The organism is Parapedobacter sp. (assembly GCF_053550995.1).
Genome location: NZ_JBMQOC010000115.1, coordinates 22,791 through 43,061 on the forward strand (window position 1 = coordinate 22,791; position 20,271 = coordinate 43,061).

Sequence of the window (20,271 nt, forward strand, 5' to 3'; positions counted from 1 at the left end):
TAAGATGGAATATTACATCATAGCCGGAGAGACGTCGGGCGACCTGCACGGTGCCAACCTAATCAACGCGCTGAAAGATGCGGACACCGATGCGCAGTTCCGTATCGTTGGCGGGGACCGCATGCAGCAGGCATCGGGCGAGCATGCTGTGATACATACGTCGCAAATGGCGTTCATGGGTTTCGTTGAGGTGCTAGCCAACATCCGGGCGATCGCACGGAACCTGCGTACGGTAAAAGCAGACATCACCGCCCATCGGCCCGATACACTCGTCCTGATCGACTTTCCAGGGTTCAATCTCAAAATTGCCGAGTTCGCCAAAAAAGCGGGCATTCCCGTATGCTACTACATTTCGCCGAAAGTATGGGCTTGGAACCAGCGACGGGTATTGAAAATCAAGCGCGTTGTCGATAAGTTATTCTGTATCCTCCCCTTCGAAGTGGATTTCTACCGCAAATGGAACATGGAGGTGGACTATGTGGGGAACCCGCTTCTCGATGCGATAGCGAATCACACGGTAGATTCCCGCTTTGCCGAAACACACCGGTTTACGGACAAGCCTATCATTGCCCTGTTGCCCGGCAGCCGCGCCATGGAAATCCGGCGGATATTGCCAATCATGGCCGACGTGTCGCGGTTATTCCCAGGCCACCACTGTGTGGTTGCGGGGGCCCCAAACTTCGACCGCGAGTTTTATGAGCAATACATGGCCGGATTGACACTGCCGGTGGTTTTCGACGCCACGTATGATTTACTTAAACATGCCGAAGCCGCGGTGGTGACCAGTGGAACGGCCACCTTAGAGACCGCCCTATTGCGGGTACCCCAGGTTGTGGTCTATAAAGCGAATCCCGTGTCCATTTTAATTGCACGGATGGTCATCAAAGTCCGGTTCATTTCGCTGGTCAACTTGATCACCGATATGTTGGCCGTTCGTGAACTCATCCAGAAGGACTGCAACGCCGACCGCATTGCCGACGAACTGGACCTTCTGATCAACAATAAGGAATACCGGGATAATATTTTGGAGAACTATGATTTACTGATGGAGAAAATGGGGGTCCCGGGAGCATCCGGACGCACGGCCAAGTTGATCATTGAATTTTTGAAAGAAACACCGAGGCAATAACGGGACAGGCCACCCCACATATCAACCGATCACTTCCCTATAAAAATCGAGGCTTTCTTTGATAACATCCTCCGCTACGAACACATCGACATCGCATGCGCCAATATCGTTGAGGAGGGCGAAACCGATACGGTCACCGGCATTTTTCTTATCATTTTTCATCAGGGTAATCAACTGTCCGTAAATTCCCGTTTCGTACCGATAATCAGGAAAATACTGACGAAATGTATGGATGATGTCAGCAAGTGCCGCCTCGCCCAATCCATTCAGGCGCCGTGCGAGATAAGCCTCACAGATCATGCCCACGGCGATTGCTTCGCCATGCAGCAACGGGTCATTGTCGTGGGTCAATGAATAGCCTTCGATGGCATGACCAATGGTGTGTCCGAAATTCAATATTTTGCGCAAGCCCTTTTCGTGGGGATCTTGAGTAACCACGTTATTTTTGATAGCCACCGAATGTTTGATATCTTCCAAGTCCATCGCAACGCCCTTTACTTTCACACTTTCGTAAAAAGCCCTATCCGCAATAAGCCCATGTTTAATCACTTCGGCAAAACCAGACACCAATTGGCGATTAGCCAAGGTTTCCAGAAACTGGGTTGCGATAAATACAGCTTTGGGCTGGGTAAAGGTACCGATGATATTCTTCACGTGATCCATATCAACGCCCGTTTTGCCTCCAACCGAGGCGTCTACCTGCGATAGCAAAGTGGTGGGAACCTGTACAAAGTCTATCCCTCGTTTGAACGTAGAGGCAGCAAAGCCCCCCATATCGGTAACAACGCCGCCGCCTAGATTGATCAACAGGCTCTGTCTATCGGCCCCGAAATCGAGCATCATTTTCCAGATACCCACGCAGAAATCGATGTTTTTATTTTCCTCGCCGGGATCAACCTCAATGATATCGCACCCCCATAGCGAGGATACCGCTGCCTGTAGCACCGGTAGGCAATGTGCGCTGGTATTCCTATCGGTAAGTATGAATACGCTGGAATAGTGATGTGTTTGAAGGAAGTTATCCAAAGCGGCCAATGTATTGTCGAAAAACACCTCATAGCCGATACTTGCTATACTGTTATTGCTCATCTAAATTATCTTGCTTTCATCAGTTTCAATTCAAAATCCTTTACCCGATCGTAGTACGGAATGTCCGAACGCCGTGCAAATTGGATAAAGTGCATGATAATGCTGTCACGCTGGTGTTGCGGAACGGTGGGAACGATATCCTGACCTTGGCCATCCAAGATGCTTAACCCCTTTACTTCTTTTATCGAGTCCGGAAACTGTTCTACATGCATCAATACGGCAGCATATTTCTGGATACCCTTGGAATATGCCGCCAATGCCGATGGCACCTCAACGGTATCGGATTCGATTTTCTCGACTACTGCCGATGCCCCCTTGGAAACATACGTGTCCATAGGAATCATCAAAATATAAGACTTCGCATCGTTGCCACTCCCTTGGCAACCACAAAAGAGGCCAACTAACGTGATTAAAAATACTGTTTTCATGATTATTCAATAAGGCGCACCTGTTTTCCATCAAACTCAACGGTATCGCCCGGTTTGACCTTCAGTCGCTTCCGGTAGTCTACCTGGCCATTCCAACGAACCAGTCCAGCCGTAACCACCGCCTGCGCCTCGCCGCCATGTTCGACCCAATTGAGTGCCTTAAGCAACTGTATCAACTGAATATATCCGCCCGTGATTCGATAGGTATCCATGCCGCAAACTTAGATAAATTGTTTGAGAAAACATTTATTCGCAGAACCTGGCTTTCTTCAGTGCTCATGATTACGAAGCAGTTTATCGATCTCTCCGCTGCCGTTGAGAGTCGATTTTTAAAGCGGAAACGTACTGCTTGATTGGGCACAAACCAACATATTGAAAACAAACGGCCATCCCGTCAATTGCGTCGATCGTTGCAATCCGCACAACCATATCAAAGTATCATTATCATTTTATCAATAAAAGCATAATTTAATAGCTAATTACTAATGAAAATGATAAAAAATTAAAAAAAAACCAATATTTTAAAGAATAATTACTAATTTAGCAAATTAAATACAGCTAACTAAATAGGATGACGGATATATTGACACAACGGGAAGGGCTTTACCAGTCTGATTTTGAGCGGGATGCATGTGGGGTGGGTTTTGTAGCGAACATCAAAGGTACCAAAACGCACACGCAGGTGCGGGACGCGTTGACCATGTTGGAAAACATGGAGCACAGGGGCGCATGCGGTTGCGATCCGGAGAGCGGAGATGGAGCGGGTATCATGCTCCAACTGCCCCATGAGTTTCTGTGGGAAGAATGCATATCGTTGGGCATCCAGTTAAGCGAACCGGGTTATTATGGTACAGGAATGACGTTCCTGCCAAAAAATGCGGAAGCAAACGCGCAATGCAGGCAACTCATCCAGCAAGCGACAGAAGAACGCGGAATGGAGTTTCTGGGGTTTCGAACCGTGCCGGTAAATCCGGAAGGTATCGGCAGTACAGCTTTGAGTGTAGAACCCGAGATCGTTCAATTCTTTGTGGCCCGTCCAGAAGGTGTTGGTACAACGGCAGATTTCGAGCGGAAACTTTTCGTATTGCGACGGCTGATTACCAAAAAGGCACAGGAAATACCGGGTGCCAGCGAAGGTTTCTATATCGCTTCGCTCTCTTGCAAGGTAATTGTTTACAAAGGCCAACTGACGACCTATCAGGTTGCTACGTATTTCCCCGAACTCTCTGATGAGCGTGTGACATCTGCATTCGGGCTGGTACATTCACGGTTTTCAACAAACACGTTCCCATCATGGCAATTGGCGCAGCCTTTCCGGATGCTCGCACATAACGGAGAAATCAATACCCTAACGGGGAATCTTAACTGGTTTTACGCAGGGCTCCGTTCATTGTCTTCTCCCTATTTCACGGAGGAAGAAATGCAAATCCTATTGCCCGTAGTAGACGGCCACCAATCGGATTCGGCCTGTCTGGATAATGTGGCCGAATTGCTACTGCACAGTGGCCGCAGTGTAGCTCACACCATGTTGATGATGGTGCCGGAAGCGTGGGACGGGAATACCCAAATGGATCCACTCAAAAAGGCCTTCTATGAATACCACGCTACACTGATGGAGCCTTGGGACGGCCCGGCGGCGCTGTGTTTTACCGATGGCACAACGATCGGTGCCATGCTTGACCGCAACGGATTGCGGCCGCTACGTTTTGCAGTGACGTCAGATGACCGGGTAATCGTTGCTTCGGAAGCCGGCGCACTACCGGTAGATGAGCGCACCATTATTAAGAAGGGGCGCCAACAACCGGGCAAGATTTTCCTTATTGACATGGAGAAAGGCGAAATCCTTTCGGATGACCAGGTGAAGGGCGAGCTTTCTGCGCGCCAACCCTACGCCGATTGGTTGCACCAATACAAAATCCGGATGGAAGAACTCGCCGAACCTCGGGTTACCTTCACCTACCTGTCCAAGGAGTCCGTATTCAAGTTCCAGCAGATATTTGGCTACTCACGTGAAGATGTGGAACACATCATCACGCCCATGGCTTTGGATGGCAAGGAACCCATCGGTTCTATGGGGACGGATGTACCCTTGGCCGTACTTTCCAATCATCCACAGCATTTATCGAGCTATTTCAAACAGTTCTTTGCGCAAGTGACCAATCCGCCCATCGACCCCATACGGGAGCGGCTCGTAATGAGTCTGGCTACCTTCATCGGTAATGCCGGAAACATCCTGGACGAGGACAAGATGCACTGCCACTGCGTTGCGTTGGAACATCCGATCATAACCAGCCGCGAGCTCGAAAAACTACGCAGCATCGACACCGGCATTTTCCAGGCCAAAACCCTCCAATGTTATTTCAATGCAAACGGGAAGCCAGGGGCGTTACAAGACGGACTGGACCGCTTATGCCGGTATGCCGAAGATGCGGTGCGCGATGGGTTTGAGGTAATCATATTGTCGGATCGTGCCATCGATTCGCAACATGCTGCCATACCCTCTCTGCTGGCCGTTTCAGCGGTACACCACCATTTGATTAAAACGGGCCACCGCGGTGCCGTGGGCTTGGTGGTCGAAGGCGGAGACGTGTGGGAGGTACATCACTTCGCCTGCCTCCTCGCATTCGGTGCCACGGCCATCAACCCGTATATGGCATTGGCCACCGTACGCACGCTCAAAGAGCAGAAATTACTGGATACCACGCTCACGTGGCCGCAATTGGCCAAGAACTATGTGAAAGCCGTGTGTGGCGGACTCCTCAAAATATTCTCCAAAATGGGCATTTCCACGCTCCAGTCGTATCATGGCGCACAGATATTCGAGGTGTTGGGCATCAACAGCGAGGTGGTAGACCGCTACTTCTGCGGTGCGGTGTCGCGTATTGGTGGCCTGGACCTTGACGATATTGCCCGGGAGGTGCTGAGCAAGCACCACCGTGGATTTACCAGTACGCGCAACGCGAAAGACCTATTACCTGAAGGAGGGATCTACCAATGGAAAAGGCGGGGTGAGGCCCACCTTTTCAACCCGCAGACGGTACACCTTCTGCAACAGGCATGCCGTACGGGCGATTATGAAACGTACAAAAAGTACGCCGCCCATATCAACAAACAAGACGAACGACGATATACGCTACGTGGCCTGCTCGACTTCGCAAGGCACCGGTCATCCATCAGCATCGAGGAGGTAGAACCCGCGGAACACATCATGAAGCGTTTTGCCACGGGTGCCATGTCGTTCGGTTCGATATCGCACGAGGCGCATAGCACCCTGGCCATCGCCATGAACCGCATTGGCGGCAAAAGCAACACCGGTGAAGGTGGCGAAGACGAGATGCGCTACACCCCGCTGCCGAATGGCGACTCGATGCGATCGGCCATCAAGCAGGTGGCCTCGGGTCGGTTCGGCGTGACATCCAATTACCTGACGCAAGCGGATGAACTCCAGATCAAGATGGCACAAGGTGCAAAACCAGGAGAAGGCGGCCAGCTCCCTGGACATAAAGTTGACGCATGGATAGCCAAAGTAAGGCACTCCACACCCGGTGTGGGGCTGATCTCTCCCCCACCCCATCACGACATCTACTCGATCGAGGATTTGGCGCAATTGATTTTTGACCTGAAGAATGCCAACCGCGAAGCCCGCATCAATGTAAAGCTGGTATCGAAAGCAGGTGTGGGCACCATCGCCGCAGGTGTTGCCAAGGCCCATGCCGATGTTATCCTTATCGCCGGATACGACGGGGGCACAGGGGCGTCGCCCATCAGTTCGATCAAACATGCCGGGCTACCATGGGAACTTGGCCTAGCCGAAAGCCATCAAACATTGGTGAAAAATGGATTACGTAGCCGCGTGGTATTGCAGACCGACGGGCAATTGAAAACGGGAAGGGATTTGGCCATCGCCACCTTGCTGGGAGCCGAGGAATGGGGTGTCGCTACCGCTGCTTTGGTTGCCGGTGGGTGCATCATGATGCGTAAATGCCATCTGAATACCTGTCCGGTGGGCGTGGCCACCCAAGATCCCGAACTACGCAAGCTTTTCTCAGGGAAACCCGAAGATATCGTCAACCTGTTCCGTTTCCTCGCTGAAGAACTGCGTGAGGTTATGGCCGAGCTGGGTTTCCGTACCATCAACGAGATGGTGGGGCGGGCGCAATTCCTTAAAAAACGGGAAAACATCGATCACTGGAAAATCAATAAGCTTGACCTCACACGTATCCTTCATGTGGCACACAGCCGAAGCGGAGACACCCTATACCAAACGGAACAACAGGACCATGGTTTGGACATGGTTTTGGACTGGGGGTTAGTGAAGCAAGCACGGAAGGCGTTGGATGGCAAGACGCCGGTATTCGGTACATTTAACGTTAAAAATACAGATAGAACCATCGGCACCCTGCTTTCCAACGAGGTGTCTAAAATCTATGGAGGTGAAGGGCTGCCCGACAATACCATCAACTACAAGTTTGTCGGTTCGGCCGGACAGAGCTTCGGTGCGTTCGCGGCAAAAGGATTATCTTTCGAATTGGAGGGAGAAGCAAATGATTACGTGGGCAAAGGGCTATCGGGGGCCCAATTAGCCATATATCCGCATCAGGACAGTCCGCGGATACCGCACGAGCACATCATTATCGGCAACGTGGCGTTATATGGCGCCACTTCGGGCCGCCTCTTCGTGTGTGGCCAAGCCGGAGAACGGTTTGCCGTACGCAACTCAGGAGCTACCGCCGTGGTGGAGGGTGTGGGTGACCACGGCTGTGAATACATGACCGGAGGGCGGGCGCTGATACTCGGCGCCACGGGTCGCAACTTCGCTGCCGGAATGAGTGGCGGTATTGCGTGGGTTTATGACATCGAAGGAACATTCAGGGAAAACTGCAATACCGAGATGGTGGACCTTGACCCGCTGGAAGCCGAAGACGAAAGCGCAATCACGGCATTACTCAAGCAACATATCCACCTCACGGGTAGCAAGCGCGCCGCAGAGATATTAAAGAACTGGAAAACGGAAAAGGCCTGTTTCATCAAAGTATTCCCTCGGGAGTACAAGAACGTACTACGGTCAACATTAGTAGAAGCATAAACGTTATAGACAACATGGGAAAACCAACGGGATTTAAAGAGTTTGAGCGGATGCTTCCGAAGAAGGAGGCCGTCGCCGACCGTAAAAAAACATATCGCGAATTTGTACACGCTTACAGTGATGACGAACTGAACAAGCAAGCCGCCCGATGCATGAACTGCGGCATACCCTTCTGCCACTCGGGTTGCCCCTTGGGCAATGTGATCCCCGAATTCAATGATGCGGTATATGACGGTCGGTGGGAAGATGCGTACAAGATACTGACGTCGACCAATAATTTCCCTGAGTTTACGGGACGCATTTGCCCCGCTCCCTGCGAGTCGGCCTGTGTATTGGGCATCAACCGCCCTCCCGTAGCCATCGAAGAAATTGAAAAACACATCATCGAGATTGCATTCAAGCGTGAATTCGTAAAAGCACGGCCTGTTCATTTGAAGACCGGGAAACGGGTGGCCGTGGTGGGTAGCGGTCCTGCCGGCCTCGCCGCCGCCGCCCAATTAAGCAAGGCAGGCCATGAGGTAACGGTATATGAGCGCGATGACAAACCGGGTGGGCTACTCCGCTACGGCATTCCCGATTTCAAACTGGACAAGTGGGTAATCGACCGGCGGGTGAAGCTGATGGAAGAAGAAGGGATATTGTTCCGCTGCAATGCCGAGGTGGGTAATAATGTGCCGGCCTCCGAGCTTCAAGCTTACGACGCAGTGGTGCTCGCGGGCGGATCTACCATCCCCCGGAATCTGACTATACCGGGCAGGGAGCACAATGGCGTACATTTTGCGATGGAATTTCTCAAACAACAGAACAAACGGGTGGGTAGCTCCCCTTTTACCGAAAAAGATATCCTAGCGACCGGTAAAAATGTCCTCGTTATTGGCGGTGGCGACACCGGCTCAGACTGTGTGGGCACATCGAATCGACAGGGCGCGAAATCGGTGACGCAATTTGAGTTGATGCCACAGCCACCGAAGGAACGTACCGCAGCCATGCCCTGGCCTAACTACCCTATGTTACTGAAAACCACCACTTCGCACGAAGAAGGCTGTGAACGCGAATGGGGCATTGGTACAAAGGAATTTGTAGCCGACGAAAATGGCAACCTTAAAGGAGTACGTATCGTGGACCTCGAATGGGAACACGATCCGCTGGGGCGGCCCACGAAGTTCGTCGAAGTGGAAGGATCCGAACGGGAATTGCCCTGCGAGCTGGTATTGCTGGCCATGGGCTTCCTACATCCGCAGCATGAAGGTCTACTGCAGCAGCTCGGTGTGGAGCTCGACGGACGGGGTAACGTACAGGCGACTGAAGGCGAGTATCACACATCCGTTGGCCGGGTTTTCACCGCCGGCGATATGCGCAGGGGGCAGTCGCTCGTGGTATGGGCCATCTCGGAAGGCCGCGAATGTGCCCGCAAAGTCGACGAATACCTGATGGGTTATTCAGAACTAGAAAGCAAGGATGCCGTGTTTGACTATGCATAGGGCAACTCCTTTTGCATAGTCTAGCAGCTTGCGAGATAGTAATCCATATCCAACTACCTGTAGTTTGTGGTAAACTACAGGTAGTTTTCTTTAAAGAAAAGGTAGACCGTAACAGATGACATACATTGCGGGACAAAAGACATTCCTTTGCCAATGGATTACCTGTAGGCCTTATGCAACAGCATGTAGAGCAGGATTGCCTACGTGTAGTCAGCCGTAAACTACATGTAAATTTCTTCAAACAACGGGTAAGCTGGTGCAAACTACATGTAGTTTGACCAAAAACACACGTCATTATCGAAAAACTACACTGTTTATTTCGGTGCTTTATACAGCAGATAAACGGCCAACAAGCCAAAAATAACATTGGGTATAAATACGGCAATCAGCGGCGCCAGCCCGCCTTTGAGGGAAAACATCGTGGCAAACTGAATGAACACGATATACGTGAAGCTCAGGGCAATACCTATCCCCAAACTGAGTCCTATCCCTCCCCTCACCTTCTTCGAAGACAACGCTACCCCCATGATGGTAAGCACGTAGGCCGCTAAAGGCGTAACGAACCGCTTGTATTTCTCCAGCAGCAAATCCGTCATCATCCCCGTTCCCCTGGTCTCTTCCTTGTCGATGCGAGCATTCAACTCCTTCATATTCATCGCCGTGAAGATATTGTCATAAACTTCGAAGTCGCGCGGTGTCATGTCCAGCACGGTATCCATGCTGGATCCTTTGATCATCTCCTCCTTTAGTGAGTCGATGATACGGATGGAGTAATCGTCTATGCGCCAATTGTTTTTCACGGAGTCCCATGTAATGCGTTCGGCCATCAACTTTTGCGTCATCTCCCCTTCGTCAAACTTTTCGAGGGTAAATTTATAGCCTACTTTGCGATTATTATCGAAATTATCGATATATACATAGGTATCTTCATCAATCTGCATGTGCGTCGAGCTCTTGCTATTGTTCGTCACGGGTTTCACGTAGACGCGCTCAAACCCCACCTTCAGCTTATTGGTACGCGGTATGATGTAAACACTGAAGATAAAATTCAGCAAGAAGATAACGGTCGCAGCCACCATATACGGCCTGATGAAGCGGTTGAAGCTCATCCCACCACTTAAAATAGGCACGATTTCCGTTTGATCGGCCATTTTCGCCGTGAAAAAGATAACGGCGATGAAATTGATCAACGGCGACAGCATATTGAGGTAAAACGGCACAAACCCGGCATAATACTCAAATACGATTTTCGAGAAAGGCGCGTCATGTTTCATGAAGTCATCCAATCGCTCGGAGACATCGAATACAACGGCTACAACCGTAAAAATAGCCATGGTAAACATAAACGTACTCAAGTACTTACCGATGATGTACCGATCTATGGTATTTAAGAAAGGTATCCGTAGCCGTTTCATAACTTCTCCCCCAATTGCGTAACCATTCTATTTTTCCATTCGCGGAAGTCGCCCGCCAGGATATGGGTGCGTGCCTCGCGGACCAACCACAAATAAAAATGGAGGTTGTGCAGCGATGCTATCTGGGCACCGAGGATTTCCTGCGACCGGATGAGGTGCCGTAGGTACGCCTTGGTATACATCCGGTCTGCCAGCAAGTCACTTTCCGCATCGATCGGTGTAAAGTCTGCCTCCCATTTTTTGTTCTTGATATTGATGATACCGTTTTTTGTAAACAGCATGCCGTTACGTGCATTGCGTGTAGGCATCACGCAGTCGAACATATCGATACCCAGGGCAATGTTTTCGAGGATATTGACCGGCGTCCCCACGCCCATCAGGTAACGGGGTTTTTCGGCAGGGAGTATATCACAAACCACTTCTGTCATGGCGTACATCTCCTCCGCGGGTTCACCTACGGAAAGTCCTCCGATAGCATTGCCATCGCGGCCGAATCCAGCAATGGTCTCGGCCGACTTCTCCCGCAGGTCTCGATATACCGAGCCCTGCACAATGGGAAATAAGGTTTGCTCATAACCATATCGCGGTTCCGTGTTGTCAAACCGATCACAACAACGTTGCAGCCAACGATGTGTCATGTCGACCGAACGCTTTGCGTAATGGTAATCGCACGGATACGGGGTACATTCATCAAACGCCATGATGATGTCGGCACCGATAATACGTTGGGTGTCCATCACGTTCTCGGGGGTAAAAAGGTGTTTGGAACCATCGATATGCGAGCGGAACGTAACGCCTTCCTCTTTGATTTTGCGCACTTCAGTGAGCGAATACACCTGATAGCCACCACTATCGGTCAATATGGGGCCCGACCAACCGTTAAAACGATGGAGCCCGCCCGCGGCCTGTAACACGTCCAGCCCGGGGCGTAGGTAGAGGTGATACGTGTTACCAAGGATGATTTGCGCTTTCACGGCATCGACCAACTCGTGCTGATGCACCGCCTTTACGGTACCTGCCGTACCTACCGGCATAAAAATAGGAGTCTCGATGGTGCCATGTGCGGTTTCGATAAGACCTGCACGTGCCTTGGATTGGCTATCTGTTGCCTGAAGCTTGAATTTCATTTCCGCACAAAAATAGCAAAAACAACCCATAGCCACAGTCGGCCGGTTATGATTTTAAATTTAACGTGTTATCTTTGGCAGCATATATGGATGTACTCAACCAAATTACCGAAACACCTTTCTTCCTATTGCTAGGCATATGCGGGTTGCTTTTGGTTTTGCAGTTGTATTTTCTGCTTTTTGTTTACAGTCGGCTCGCCTTTTATAAAAAACCCGAAGCGAAAGAAAATATAGCGGCCCCGCCGTTGTCGGTCATCATCTGTGCCCGTAATGAGGAGGGTAACTTACGGCAAAATCTGCCAAAGATCCTCCATCAAAACTATCATCGGTTTGAAGTGATTTTGGTCAATGATTTCTCCGAAGACGAAACCAAATGGTTATTGAAAGAATTGTGTACGCAGTATAGCCATTTGAGGGTGGTCGAAATTGCGGAGCATGTACGCCTCAAGCATGGTAAGAAGTTCGCCGTAACCTTGGGTATCAAAGCTGCCCAATACGAACATCTGGTTTTTACTGACGCCGATTGCGTGCCCCAATCCGACCAATGGCTCCAATATATGGCTAGTGCGTTCGACGGCGGTGAAGAAATCATACTTGGATATTCTCCCTACACAAAGAAACCGGGATTCTTGAATGCATTGATTCGTTTTGAGACCTTCCATACAGCCATGAGCTACCTATCCTATGCCCTCAAGGGCAACGCGTATATGGGGGTGGGGCGCAACCTGGGGTATACGAAAAGTTTATTCTTCCGGGGGAAGGGTTTTGCCGCGCACATGCATATCCCTTCGGGCGATGACGACCTGTTCGTCAACCAGAACGCCACGCCGCATAATACCGTGATCTGCATCGAGCCGGCGGCCCACGTATGGAGCGAGCCGAAAACGACATTTTCAGCATATGTCCAACAGAAGACGCGGCATGCAAGCGCCTCGAAGGCCTATCGGCCGTCGCATCGGCGGATGCTGGCCACGCAATTGGTCAGCGCCTTCCTGTTCTACGTGTTATCCATCGTTTCATTGGCCTTATACTCTTCATATTGGTACCTCATCGCGGGCATGTTCCTACTTCGATTCTTCATTCAATTGGCTATTTATATTCCAACCATGAAAAAACTACAGGTGGCAGGATTGATATGGTGGCTGCCGTTCTTGGATGCCTTTTACTACGGGTATATTTGTATCAACGGATTCTTCGCGATGTATAAAAAAGAGGTAAGGTGGAAATAACACCGGAACCTTCGAATTGAAAATCTTCAAATTTTGATACGGTTATGTTAGTTCCAGGAGTAGATCTCATTTACCACTATTTCCCGAAGCTCTCGGAAAGGCAACGGGAACAATACCGCCAATTGGGTGAACTGTATCCGCATTGGAATTCGCAAATCAACGTGGTATCACGCAAAGATATCGATAAGCTCTACCTTCACCACGTATTGCATTCGCTTGGCATCGCCAAATTCACCAACTTTGTGCCCGGCACGCGGGTATTGGATGTCGGTACTGGTGGCGGTTTCCCCGGCATACCGCTGGCAATCCTTTTTCCGAACGTATATTTCCATCTCGTCGACTCCATAGGCAAGAAGATCAAGGTTGTCCGCCATGTTGCCGATGAACTGGGCCTATCAAACGTGGAAGCCGACCATATCCGTGCCGAGCAAGTGGATGGCCAGTATGACTTCGTGGTTTCGCGCGCAGTTACCCGACTGGTCGATTTCTACCCATGGGTGGCCAATAAATTCCGCAAAAAGCATCAAAACGCCATTTCCAACGGCATCTTATACTTAAAGGGCGGTAATTTAGAGGAAGAACTGAAAGAAGCTAGGCTTCCTGCCGAAGTATTTGCGTTGTCCGATTATTTCGAGGAGGACTTTTTCGAAACCAAGCAGGTTGTTTACATCCCCGTTTAGCGCGAATTGTTGCCTATCACAGATGGGATGACCGTTACCGTTACGAGCAATTGCCCCACGTGGCGCTGCGTGTGTTCGGCAGCGTGGAACAACAAGCCCACCTGTGTTGTCGGTATTCGCTTTCTACCGAGGTAGCGCACATCGGTCAACGTCGTTTCATCCGTACCTCGGAGCTGTTCAACGGCGGTTTCCACCTGCTTTCCGAATGCGAGTACCAAATCGGCCGAACGGATATGGGGCGCTTCCTGCCCTTCTGTACGGAGATATTCAAACTGTTGTTGAGACAAGGGATTGTTTATTGCATAGGTAAATAACCGGTCGACAACGCCACTGATATGCTGCAAATGGAACCCCACCGAAGCCCTGCCCGCAGGCCGGACCCATAAATAGGTATCATCGAAGCCGTCCATGTATTTCGCCACTTCTTCCCTGGCTTGCAATAACGCGTGGGCGACGGGTTGGAGCAATGGCGGCACCCCCGGTACGGGGCCGCGCATCCAGACTTCAAGCTTTGGCATTTCGTGTTCAGACATAAAGCAAATGTAATGGACATATTCCATTTCAACAACTCAAAAATATGAATGACTTTCTTGCTGAATCGGGGGTATTTCATATATTCGCAATCCAAGATGAGCCTACTTTACCAGATTGCGTTGACCAAGGTAAACGGTGTCGGGCCGGTAATCGGCCGCCATCTCCTCTCCCACTTCGGTGGTGCGGAGGGCGTATTTTCGTCGACGAAGAGTGAGCTCCGCGGAATACAGGGCCTGAACAGCCGGGTAATCGAAGGACTTTCGGACGCAGATGTGCTCAAAGCAGCGGAGAAGGAACTTCATTTTATCGAAAAACACCATATAGAGCCCTTGTTTTGGGGAGACGGCGCCTACCCAAGACGCCTTGCCGAATGTACGGATGCACCGCTTCTGCTTTACTACCGCGGGAATGCCGATCTCAATGCACCACATATGGTGAGTATCGTAGGCACCCGGAATGCCACTGCTTACGGAAAATCCATATGTGCCGACCTCATACCGGCACTTTCCGCATACAACGTTACCGTTGTCAGCGGTTTGGCTTACGGTATCGACAGCTATGCGCACCGGAATGCATTGAACCACGACATACCAACGGTGGGTGTGCTTGGGCATGGCCTGGACCGCATCTACCCCGCGGCAAATAGGGAAATGGCGGCAAAAATGCTTGATTGTGGCGGACTGCTTACCGAATTCCCATCGGGTACCAAGCCCGACCGGCAGAATTTCCCCATGCGGAACCGCATCATCGCGGGCCTGGCCGATGTGACCATCGTTGTGGAAGCGGCAGCTAAAGGTGGGGCACTGATTACTGCCGAGCTAGCCAATTCATATAGCCGCGATGTGTGTGCCTTCCCAGGCAGCCTTCACCAGGAGTTTTCCGAAGGGAGCAACTATTTAATCAAAACGCATCGGGCACACTTAATTACCAGCGCAAAAGACTTGCAATACCTTATGAATTGGGAACCCGCGTCTACGCAGAAGCCCAAACAGCTTCAACTACCTGTATCGCTAAGCGCATCACAGCAGCGCGTATATGATATGATCCATACTGCCCGCGAGCTATCGATAGACGCACTCTCTTTGCAACTTAGATGGCCGCAGAGTAAACTTGCCGTTACGTTACTCGAATTGGAGATGCATGGCATTGTCATTGCCTTGCCCGGCAAAGTCTACCGCGCAACATAAACCATACTGCAAGCCAATGCCTTGCAGTTATAACATCATTTTTATTGGCAGATAATACATTTTTTGCTACTTTTGCCGTGGGTAAGTCTTTTACGACCAGCTCCTCGAGAACCCCCCAGGGTGGGAACACAGCAAGGGTATCGGGTTGTAGCGGTGCGATAGAAGTAGCTTACCCCTTTTTTATTCCATCCACCTATCCCGTTGGGAACACTTGCATATCCACACAACTTTATCTAAGTTTGCATCCCATAATATAAGTTGCATGAGTTGGTTTAGACGTGAAAAGGCCGGGATCAGTACGGCTACCGAACACAAAAAGGAAGCGCCTGATGGCCTATGGAACAAGTGCCCGTCGTGCAAAAAGCCGCTGTTGAACATCGAGCAGATTGAAAACAAGTATGTATGCCACTATTGCGGCTACCACTTACGCATCGGCTCGGCAGCCTACTTTTCGATCCTATTCGACGACAACCAGTTTACCGAGCTTTTCCCCAATCTGCGGTCGGGCGACCCGCTTCGATTTGAAGACACAAAAAAATACACCGAACGGCTTGAAGAAAGCTACGCAAAAACGGGTTTGAATGATGCTATCCGATGTGCCCACGGCAAGGTGGAAGGCCAAGACCTTGTACTGGCGTGTATGGATTTCACCTTTATCGGTGGCTCCATGGGATCGGTCGTTGGCGAAAAAATAGCCCGTTCCATTGATTATTGTCTGGCGCACAAACTCCCGTTCATGCTCATCTCCAAATCGGGCGGTGCCCGCATGATGGAAGCCGCATTTTCGCTGATGCAAATGGCCAAAACGTCGGCAAAACTCGCCCTATTAAATGAAGCCAAGCTACCTTACATCTGCCTGTTGACGGACCCCACAACGGGAGGTGTGACCGCTTCGTACGCAATGTTGGGCGACATCAACATTGCCGAGCCCGGAGCACTTATTGGCTTTGCAGGCCCACGTGTCATCAAAGAAACCATCAAAAAAGACCTTCCGAAGGGCTTTCAGACATCAGAATTCCTACTGGAGCACGGTTTCCTCGATTTCATCGTTGACCGCCGCCAACTCAAGCAAAAAGTTGCGCTATTTTTGGGCATCGTCAAATAGCATATTTTGAAAAATTAACTATATTTGCCAGCGTTCGTTGTACGCAGTTTGGAACCATTGGCAGCAGTGTAAATGGCAAAAGCGAAATACCATTACAATTCCCATACGCTCAAGTATGAAAAAATCAAGACAAGCACCCGCACTTGGGCATTGCGGGCAGTTGGGTTTCTTACCAGCTCGTTTGCTTGTGCCATGCTCCTCCTTTACATCGGTTTTACCTTTATTGATTCGCCAAAAGAAAAGCAACTGCAACGGGAAGTAGACCAGATGGCCCTGCAATACAACATTATGCAGGATCGCATGGAGCAGATCGATGCCGCATTGGAAAACATGCAGCATCGCGACGACAACATCTACCGCGTTATCTTCGAAGCAGACCCCATATCGCCCGACGTACGGAAAGCAGGGTTCGGTGGAGTGAACCGCTACCAAAACCTTGAACATTTCAGCAATTCGAATTTAATGATCGAGACAGCTAAAAAGCTCGATTACATCTCCAAGGCACTCTATGTACAGTCGAAATCGTACGACGAATTGACGGAAATGGCCAAGTCGAAAGCTGAGATGATGGCAAGTATTCCGGCCATACAACCTGTCGACTCAAGAAAAGCGCGCACAGGCATCTCCGGCTTCGGTGTACGGATCCATCCGGTTTACAAAATCAGGAAGATGCATACCGGTATTGATTTCACCGCCCCTTCCGGCACTCCTATTTATGCCACGGGCAACGGAAAAGTGGAGGCGGCAGGCTTGGACGGGGGGTATGGGCGCCGCATTGTCGTGGACCACGGATATAGTTACAAAACACTTTACGGCCACATGAGCCGTATCGCCGTAAAGGCAGGTCAACTAGTAAAACGAGGGGATCTCATCGGATATGTAGGTAATACCGGTACCTCAACAGGGCCGCACCTACATTATGAAGTGCACAAAAACGGTAAACCAGTAAATCCGATTAATTTTATTTACAACGATCTCACCCCCATGGAATATGCTGCTATACTGGAAGCAGCCTCGCAAGAGAACCAATCGTTTGATTAATTACGGCCGCGTTGATCGCGATGTCGCAATAATCCAAATGTAATTGTATCTTTGTGATAGCGGATAATCAAATTAATAGCTTGGTAATATGCCCTACAAGGAGCGCGAAATAAACAAACTTTACTACACCATGGGGGAAGTAACCACCATGTTTGGTGTGAATGCCTCCCAAATACGGTTCTACGAGCGTGAATTTGACATTATCCAGCCGAAGAAAAACAAGAAAGGAAACCGACTCTTCACACCCAACGATATCGCGAACCTCAAAATTATTTTCAACCTTGTTAAAGACAAAGGATACACCCTGCAGGGTGCGCGTGAATACCTGCGGACCAATAAGAATGAGGCACAGGAAAACCAACGGGTCATCGACTCGCTCCAACGCCTCAAAGCATTTCTGCTAGAGGTGCGTGATAGCCTTTAATATCCGGCCGCAAATGCTTCTTCGGCTGGCAATTGTACAAACCGTTCCACCTTTTCGACCATCTCCGTGCTGCCCATGAATACCGGCGTCCGTTGATGCAGTTCTTCGGGTTGGATGTCTAATATCCTGCGGTGGCCGTCAGTTGCCTTTCCCCCGGCCTGTTCAACAATGAATGCCAATGGGTTACACTCGTACATCAATCGCAATTTGCCTCGAGGATGGGACGAAGTTGTCGGATAAAGGAAAACACCGCCTTTGATCAGATTCCGGTGCACATCGGCAACCATTGAGCCGATATACCGGGATGTATAAGGCCTGTTGCCCGCGCTGTCCTCCACCTGGCAATATTTGATGTAATCTTTCACGCCCTGCGGGAACTTAATATAGTTACCCTCGTTGATCGAATAAATCGTACCATCACGTGGAATCTGCATATTGGGATGGGACAGGCAGAATTCCCCAATGGAAGGATCGAGTGTAAACCCATTAACGCCTTTACCCGTTGTATAAACCAACATCGTCGACGATCCGTATACCACATAACCTGCAGCTACTTGATGGATGCCCTTCTGGAGAATCTCCTCCGGTTTTACCGGGCCCTCGTTTGCAATACGGCGGTAAATGGAGAAAATTGTACCGACAGACACGTTCACGTCGATATTTGACGAACCATCCAGCGGATCGATACAGACGATGTACTTCGCGTGTTGCGATATCCTGGAGTTGATGAAAATACATTCGTCGTGTTCTTCCGATGCGACCACACAACATTCGCCACCGCTTCGCAGTGCAGAAATAAATTGTTCATCGGCATATACATCGAGCTTCTTCTGCCCTTCACCTTGTACATTGGTTGTACCATTGTCGCCGAGGATATCAACAAGCCCTGCCTTATTGACCTCCCGGTTCACAATTTTGGCCGCGATACCGATATCACGCAAAAGCCTTGACAACTCACCTTTGGCATATGGGAAATCAGATTGCTTTTCAATGATGAATTGACCCAATGTAATTGTTTTCGTCATAATCGCGAACTAAGTTAGTGTATTTTATGCATTTTAAAACGATGCAAAAATAGCCAAAAAAGCCATCAATCAAACAGAAAACAAAAACTTAGTGTAATTCAATTTCTATCTTACAGCCAATTCAATCACCTCAAGGTTCTCGATACGATTATCGTCTATGCTAAAACGTAAAAGCGTTCGGACCTTATGCCAGCCGTGTTTTCCGGCTGCACCGGGGTTGAGATGCAAGCATTGTAACTTTTGGTCAAACATCACCTTGAGAATGTGGGAATGGCCACAAATAAAGAGCTTGGGAGGCGCCATTTGTATGGCCGATCTCACCTGCGAATTATAACGGCCGGGATAGCCGCCAATATGAGTCATCCATACATCCACCGCTTCGCATGAGAACCGTAAATGCTCGGGGTAAATGGCACGGATATCCTGCCCGTCGACATTGCCGTAAACGCCTTTCAGGGGCTTGAAGGCGGCTAACGTATCGGCCACGGCTATATTGCCAAAATCGCCGGCATGCCATATTTCATCGCACCGATCAAAATGGGTAAAAATGGAATCATCCAGGTATCCATGCGTATCCGAAAGCAATCCAACTCGTATCATACCGTGCAGGCGAAGATAGGCAATCTTATAATGCTAGAAAAAAAGGTTGCAATAGTTCCCTATATGCGGCACTGTGGGTGCCGTGGCGCTCGTAAATAATCAATTCCTTAAAAGCATCGCCTCCATCTGCCCCACCGCCCGGCTGACCCAACGACACGACACGTCTTATCGGTGGGTGGGAAGCAAACGAGCGGATGGTTACGGCGGTCTGTGTACCAAGCCCGTGGTCTTCAGCCGCCTTTTTTCCAATGCTGTCGGCCAAATCAGGTGGCAGTATGACCTGTAAGCTCCCAGTGGGGGCCAACCATCGCTTCGAACGCATCAATAATTCGTCGAAAAAGCCCATATCCGTATGCCTTGCCATCCGCTTCCGCCGATCATCGTTCTGAAGGGAACGTAAAAAAAACGGCGGGTTAGATACAATCAGGTCATAGGGAGCCCTTCCGTCGAAATCAACCAACGATACGGCATGGCTTGTAAGCCTCGATGCAAAAGGTGAGTCTTCGAAATTCCTACGGGCAGTATCGGCGGGCGACGTATCAATCTCTATCGCATCGATGGTTGCCAACGGGAAGCGCTGTGCAAGCATTAACGAAATCACGCCCGTTCCCGTGCCCACATCAAGGATGCGTTTCGGAAAATCAGCAGCCACCATTGCTGCCAACAACACGCCATCCGTATTTATTTTCAT

18 protein-coding genes and 1 other RNA gene are annotated in these 20,271 nt (G+C 50.0%); 10 read left to right on the forward strand and 9 right to left on the reverse strand.

Features of this window, described 5'->3' with window-relative positions; all coding sequences use genetic code 11:
• Positions 1 to 4: 4 nt before the first annotated feature.
• Entirely contained in the window at positions 5 to 1,129 is a 1,125-nt protein-coding gene (gene lpxB, locus ACO1NT_RS15565) for a lipid-A-disaccharide synthase (protein ID WP_449049661.1), read from the forward strand.
• A gap of 21 nt (positions 1,130 to 1,150) precedes the next feature.
• On the opposite strand, the gene aroB is transcribed toward lpxB, so the two are convergent.
• From aroB to ACO1NT_RS15580, 3 genes are read right to left on the reverse strand one after another with little or no spacing between them, the layout of a single operon-like run.
• The gene (aroB, locus tag ACO1NT_RS15570; protein WP_449049662.1) at positions 1,151 to 2,218 is read right to left on the reverse strand and encodes a 3-dehydroquinate synthase; all 1,068 of its coding nucleotides are present in this window, start codon (positions 2,216 to 2,218) and stop codon (positions 1,151 to 1,153) included.
• 5 nt (positions 2,219 to 2,223) lie between these two features.
• Positions 2,224 to 2,646 carry a hypothetical protein gene (locus tag ACO1NT_RS15575; protein ID WP_449049663.1) on the reverse strand — a complete coding sequence of 141 codons (423 nt, stop codon included), beginning with the start codon at positions 2,644 to 2,646 and terminating at the stop codon, positions 2,224 to 2,226.
• Positions 2,647 to 2,648: 2 nt separating this feature from the next.
• Positions 2,649 to 2,858 carry an RNA-binding S4 domain-containing protein gene (locus tag ACO1NT_RS15580; RefSeq protein ID WP_449049664.1) on the reverse strand — a complete coding sequence of 70 codons (210 nt, stop codon included), beginning with the start codon at positions 2,856 to 2,858 and terminating at the stop codon, positions 2,649 to 2,651.
• A gap of 359 nt (positions 2,859 to 3,217) precedes the next feature.
• Here ACO1NT_RS15580 and gltB point away from each other — a divergent pair, with 359 nt between their 5' ends.
• Together gltB and ACO1NT_RS15590 are read left to right on the forward strand one after the other, a co-directional pair.
• Positions 3,218 to 7,732: a glutamate synthase large subunit gene (gene gltB / locus ACO1NT_RS15585; RefSeq protein ID WP_449049665.1), complete on the forward strand. Its 4,515-nt coding sequence runs from the start codon at positions 3,218 to 3,220 to the stop codon at positions 7,730 to 7,732.
• Between the two features lie 14 nt (positions 7,733 to 7,746).
• Complete coding sequence (locus ACO1NT_RS15590; protein ID WP_449049666.1) at positions 7,747 to 9,213, forward strand: glutamate synthase subunit beta; 1,467 nt, start codon at positions 7,747 to 7,749, stop codon at positions 9,211 to 9,213.
• A 314-nt stretch (positions 9,214 to 9,527) separates the two neighbouring features.
• Here the strand turns inward: ACO1NT_RS15590 and ACO1NT_RS15595 are convergent, their stop codons facing one another.
• Entirely contained in the window at positions 9,528 to 10,628 is a 1,101-nt protein-coding gene (locus ACO1NT_RS15595) for an LptF/LptG family permease (RefSeq protein ID WP_449049667.1), read from the reverse strand.
• Positions 10,625 to 11,755, reverse strand: a complete 1,131-nt coding sequence (gene tgt, locus ACO1NT_RS15600) for a tRNA guanosine(34) transglycosylase Tgt (protein ID WP_449049668.1) — start codon at positions 11,753 to 11,755, stop codon at positions 10,625 to 10,627. Before tgt ends, ACO1NT_RS15595 begins: the two co-directional genes overlap by 4 nt.
• Positions 11,756 to 11,829: 74 nt before the next feature.
• On the opposite strand from tgt, the gene ACO1NT_RS15605 reads away from it, so the two are divergent.
• The gene (locus tag ACO1NT_RS15605) at positions 11,830 to 12,984 is read left to right on the forward strand and encodes a glycosyltransferase (RefSeq protein WP_449049669.1); all 1,155 of its coding nucleotides are present in this window, start codon (positions 11,830 to 11,832) and stop codon (positions 12,982 to 12,984) included.
• A gap of 44 nt (positions 12,985 to 13,028) precedes the next feature.
• On the forward strand, positions 13,029 to 13,664 hold the full coding sequence (rsmG, locus tag ACO1NT_RS15610; RefSeq protein ID WP_449049670.1) for a 16S rRNA (guanine(527)-N(7))-methyltransferase RsmG: 636 nt from the start codon (positions 13,029 to 13,031) through the stop codon (positions 13,662 to 13,664).
• On the opposite strand, the gene ACO1NT_RS15615 is transcribed toward rsmG, so the two are convergent.
• A complete protein-coding gene (locus ACO1NT_RS15615; RefSeq protein WP_449049671.1) occupies positions 13,661 to 14,197 on the reverse strand; it encodes a DinB family protein in 537 nt (178 codons plus the stop codon). The two genes, rsmG and ACO1NT_RS15615, sit on opposite strands and share 4 nt — an antisense overlap.
• 96 nt (positions 14,198 to 14,293) lie before the next feature.
• On the opposite strand from ACO1NT_RS15615, the gene dprA reads away from it, so the two are divergent.
• The 5 genes from dprA (at position 14,294) to ACO1NT_RS15640 (ending at position 17,955) form a co-directional block, all read left to right on the forward strand.
• Positions 14,294 to 15,385 (forward strand): DNA-processing protein DprA, encoded by a 1,092-nt coding sequence (gene dprA / locus ACO1NT_RS15620; RefSeq protein ID WP_449049672.1) that lies wholly within the window; start codon positions 14,294 to 14,296, stop codon positions 15,383 to 15,385.
• Positions 15,386 to 15,464: 79 nt separating this feature from the next.
• Positions 15,465 to 15,562, forward strand: an RNA gene (ffs, locus tag ACO1NT_RS15625) — signal recognition particle sRNA small type.
• 85 nt (positions 15,563 to 15,647) lie between these two features.
• Entirely contained in the window at positions 15,648 to 16,490 is an 843-nt protein-coding gene (accD, locus tag ACO1NT_RS15630) for an acetyl-CoA carboxylase, carboxyltransferase subunit beta (protein ID WP_449049673.1), read from the forward strand.
• A 72-nt stretch (positions 16,491 to 16,562) separates the two neighbouring features.
• Positions 16,563 to 17,531: a M23 family metallopeptidase gene (locus ACO1NT_RS15635; protein WP_449049674.1), complete on the forward strand. Its 969-nt coding sequence runs from the start codon at positions 16,563 to 16,565 to the stop codon at positions 17,529 to 17,531.
• 88 nt (positions 17,532 to 17,619) lie between these two features.
• Positions 17,620 to 17,955, forward strand: coding sequence for a MerR family transcriptional regulator (locus ACO1NT_RS15640; protein WP_449049675.1), 336 nt, complete (start codon positions 17,620 to 17,622; stop codon positions 17,953 to 17,955).
• Here ACO1NT_RS15640 and fbp read toward each other — a convergent pair.
• The 3 genes from fbp to ACO1NT_RS15655 all read right to left on the reverse strand — a co-directional run bounded on the left by fbp (position 17,952) and on the right by ACO1NT_RS15655 (position 20,271).
• Positions 17,952 to 18,980: a class 1 fructose-bisphosphatase gene (fbp, locus tag ACO1NT_RS15645; RefSeq protein WP_449049676.1), complete on the reverse strand. Its 1,029-nt coding sequence runs from the start codon at positions 18,978 to 18,980 to the stop codon at positions 17,952 to 17,954. The two genes, ACO1NT_RS15640 and fbp, sit on opposite strands and share 4 nt — an antisense overlap.
• Before the next feature lie 105 nt (positions 18,981 to 19,085).
• On the reverse strand, positions 19,086 to 19,580 hold the full coding sequence (locus ACO1NT_RS15650) for a metallophosphoesterase family protein (protein ID WP_449049677.1): 495 nt from the start codon (positions 19,578 to 19,580) through the stop codon (positions 19,086 to 19,088).
• A 25-nt stretch (positions 19,581 to 19,605) separates the two neighbouring features.
• Positions 19,606 to 20,271 carry a tRNA1(Val) (adenine(37)-N6)-methyltransferase gene (locus tag ACO1NT_RS15655; protein ID WP_449049678.1) on the reverse strand — a complete coding sequence of 222 codons (666 nt, stop codon included), beginning with the start codon at positions 20,269 to 20,271 and terminating at the stop codon, positions 19,606 to 19,608.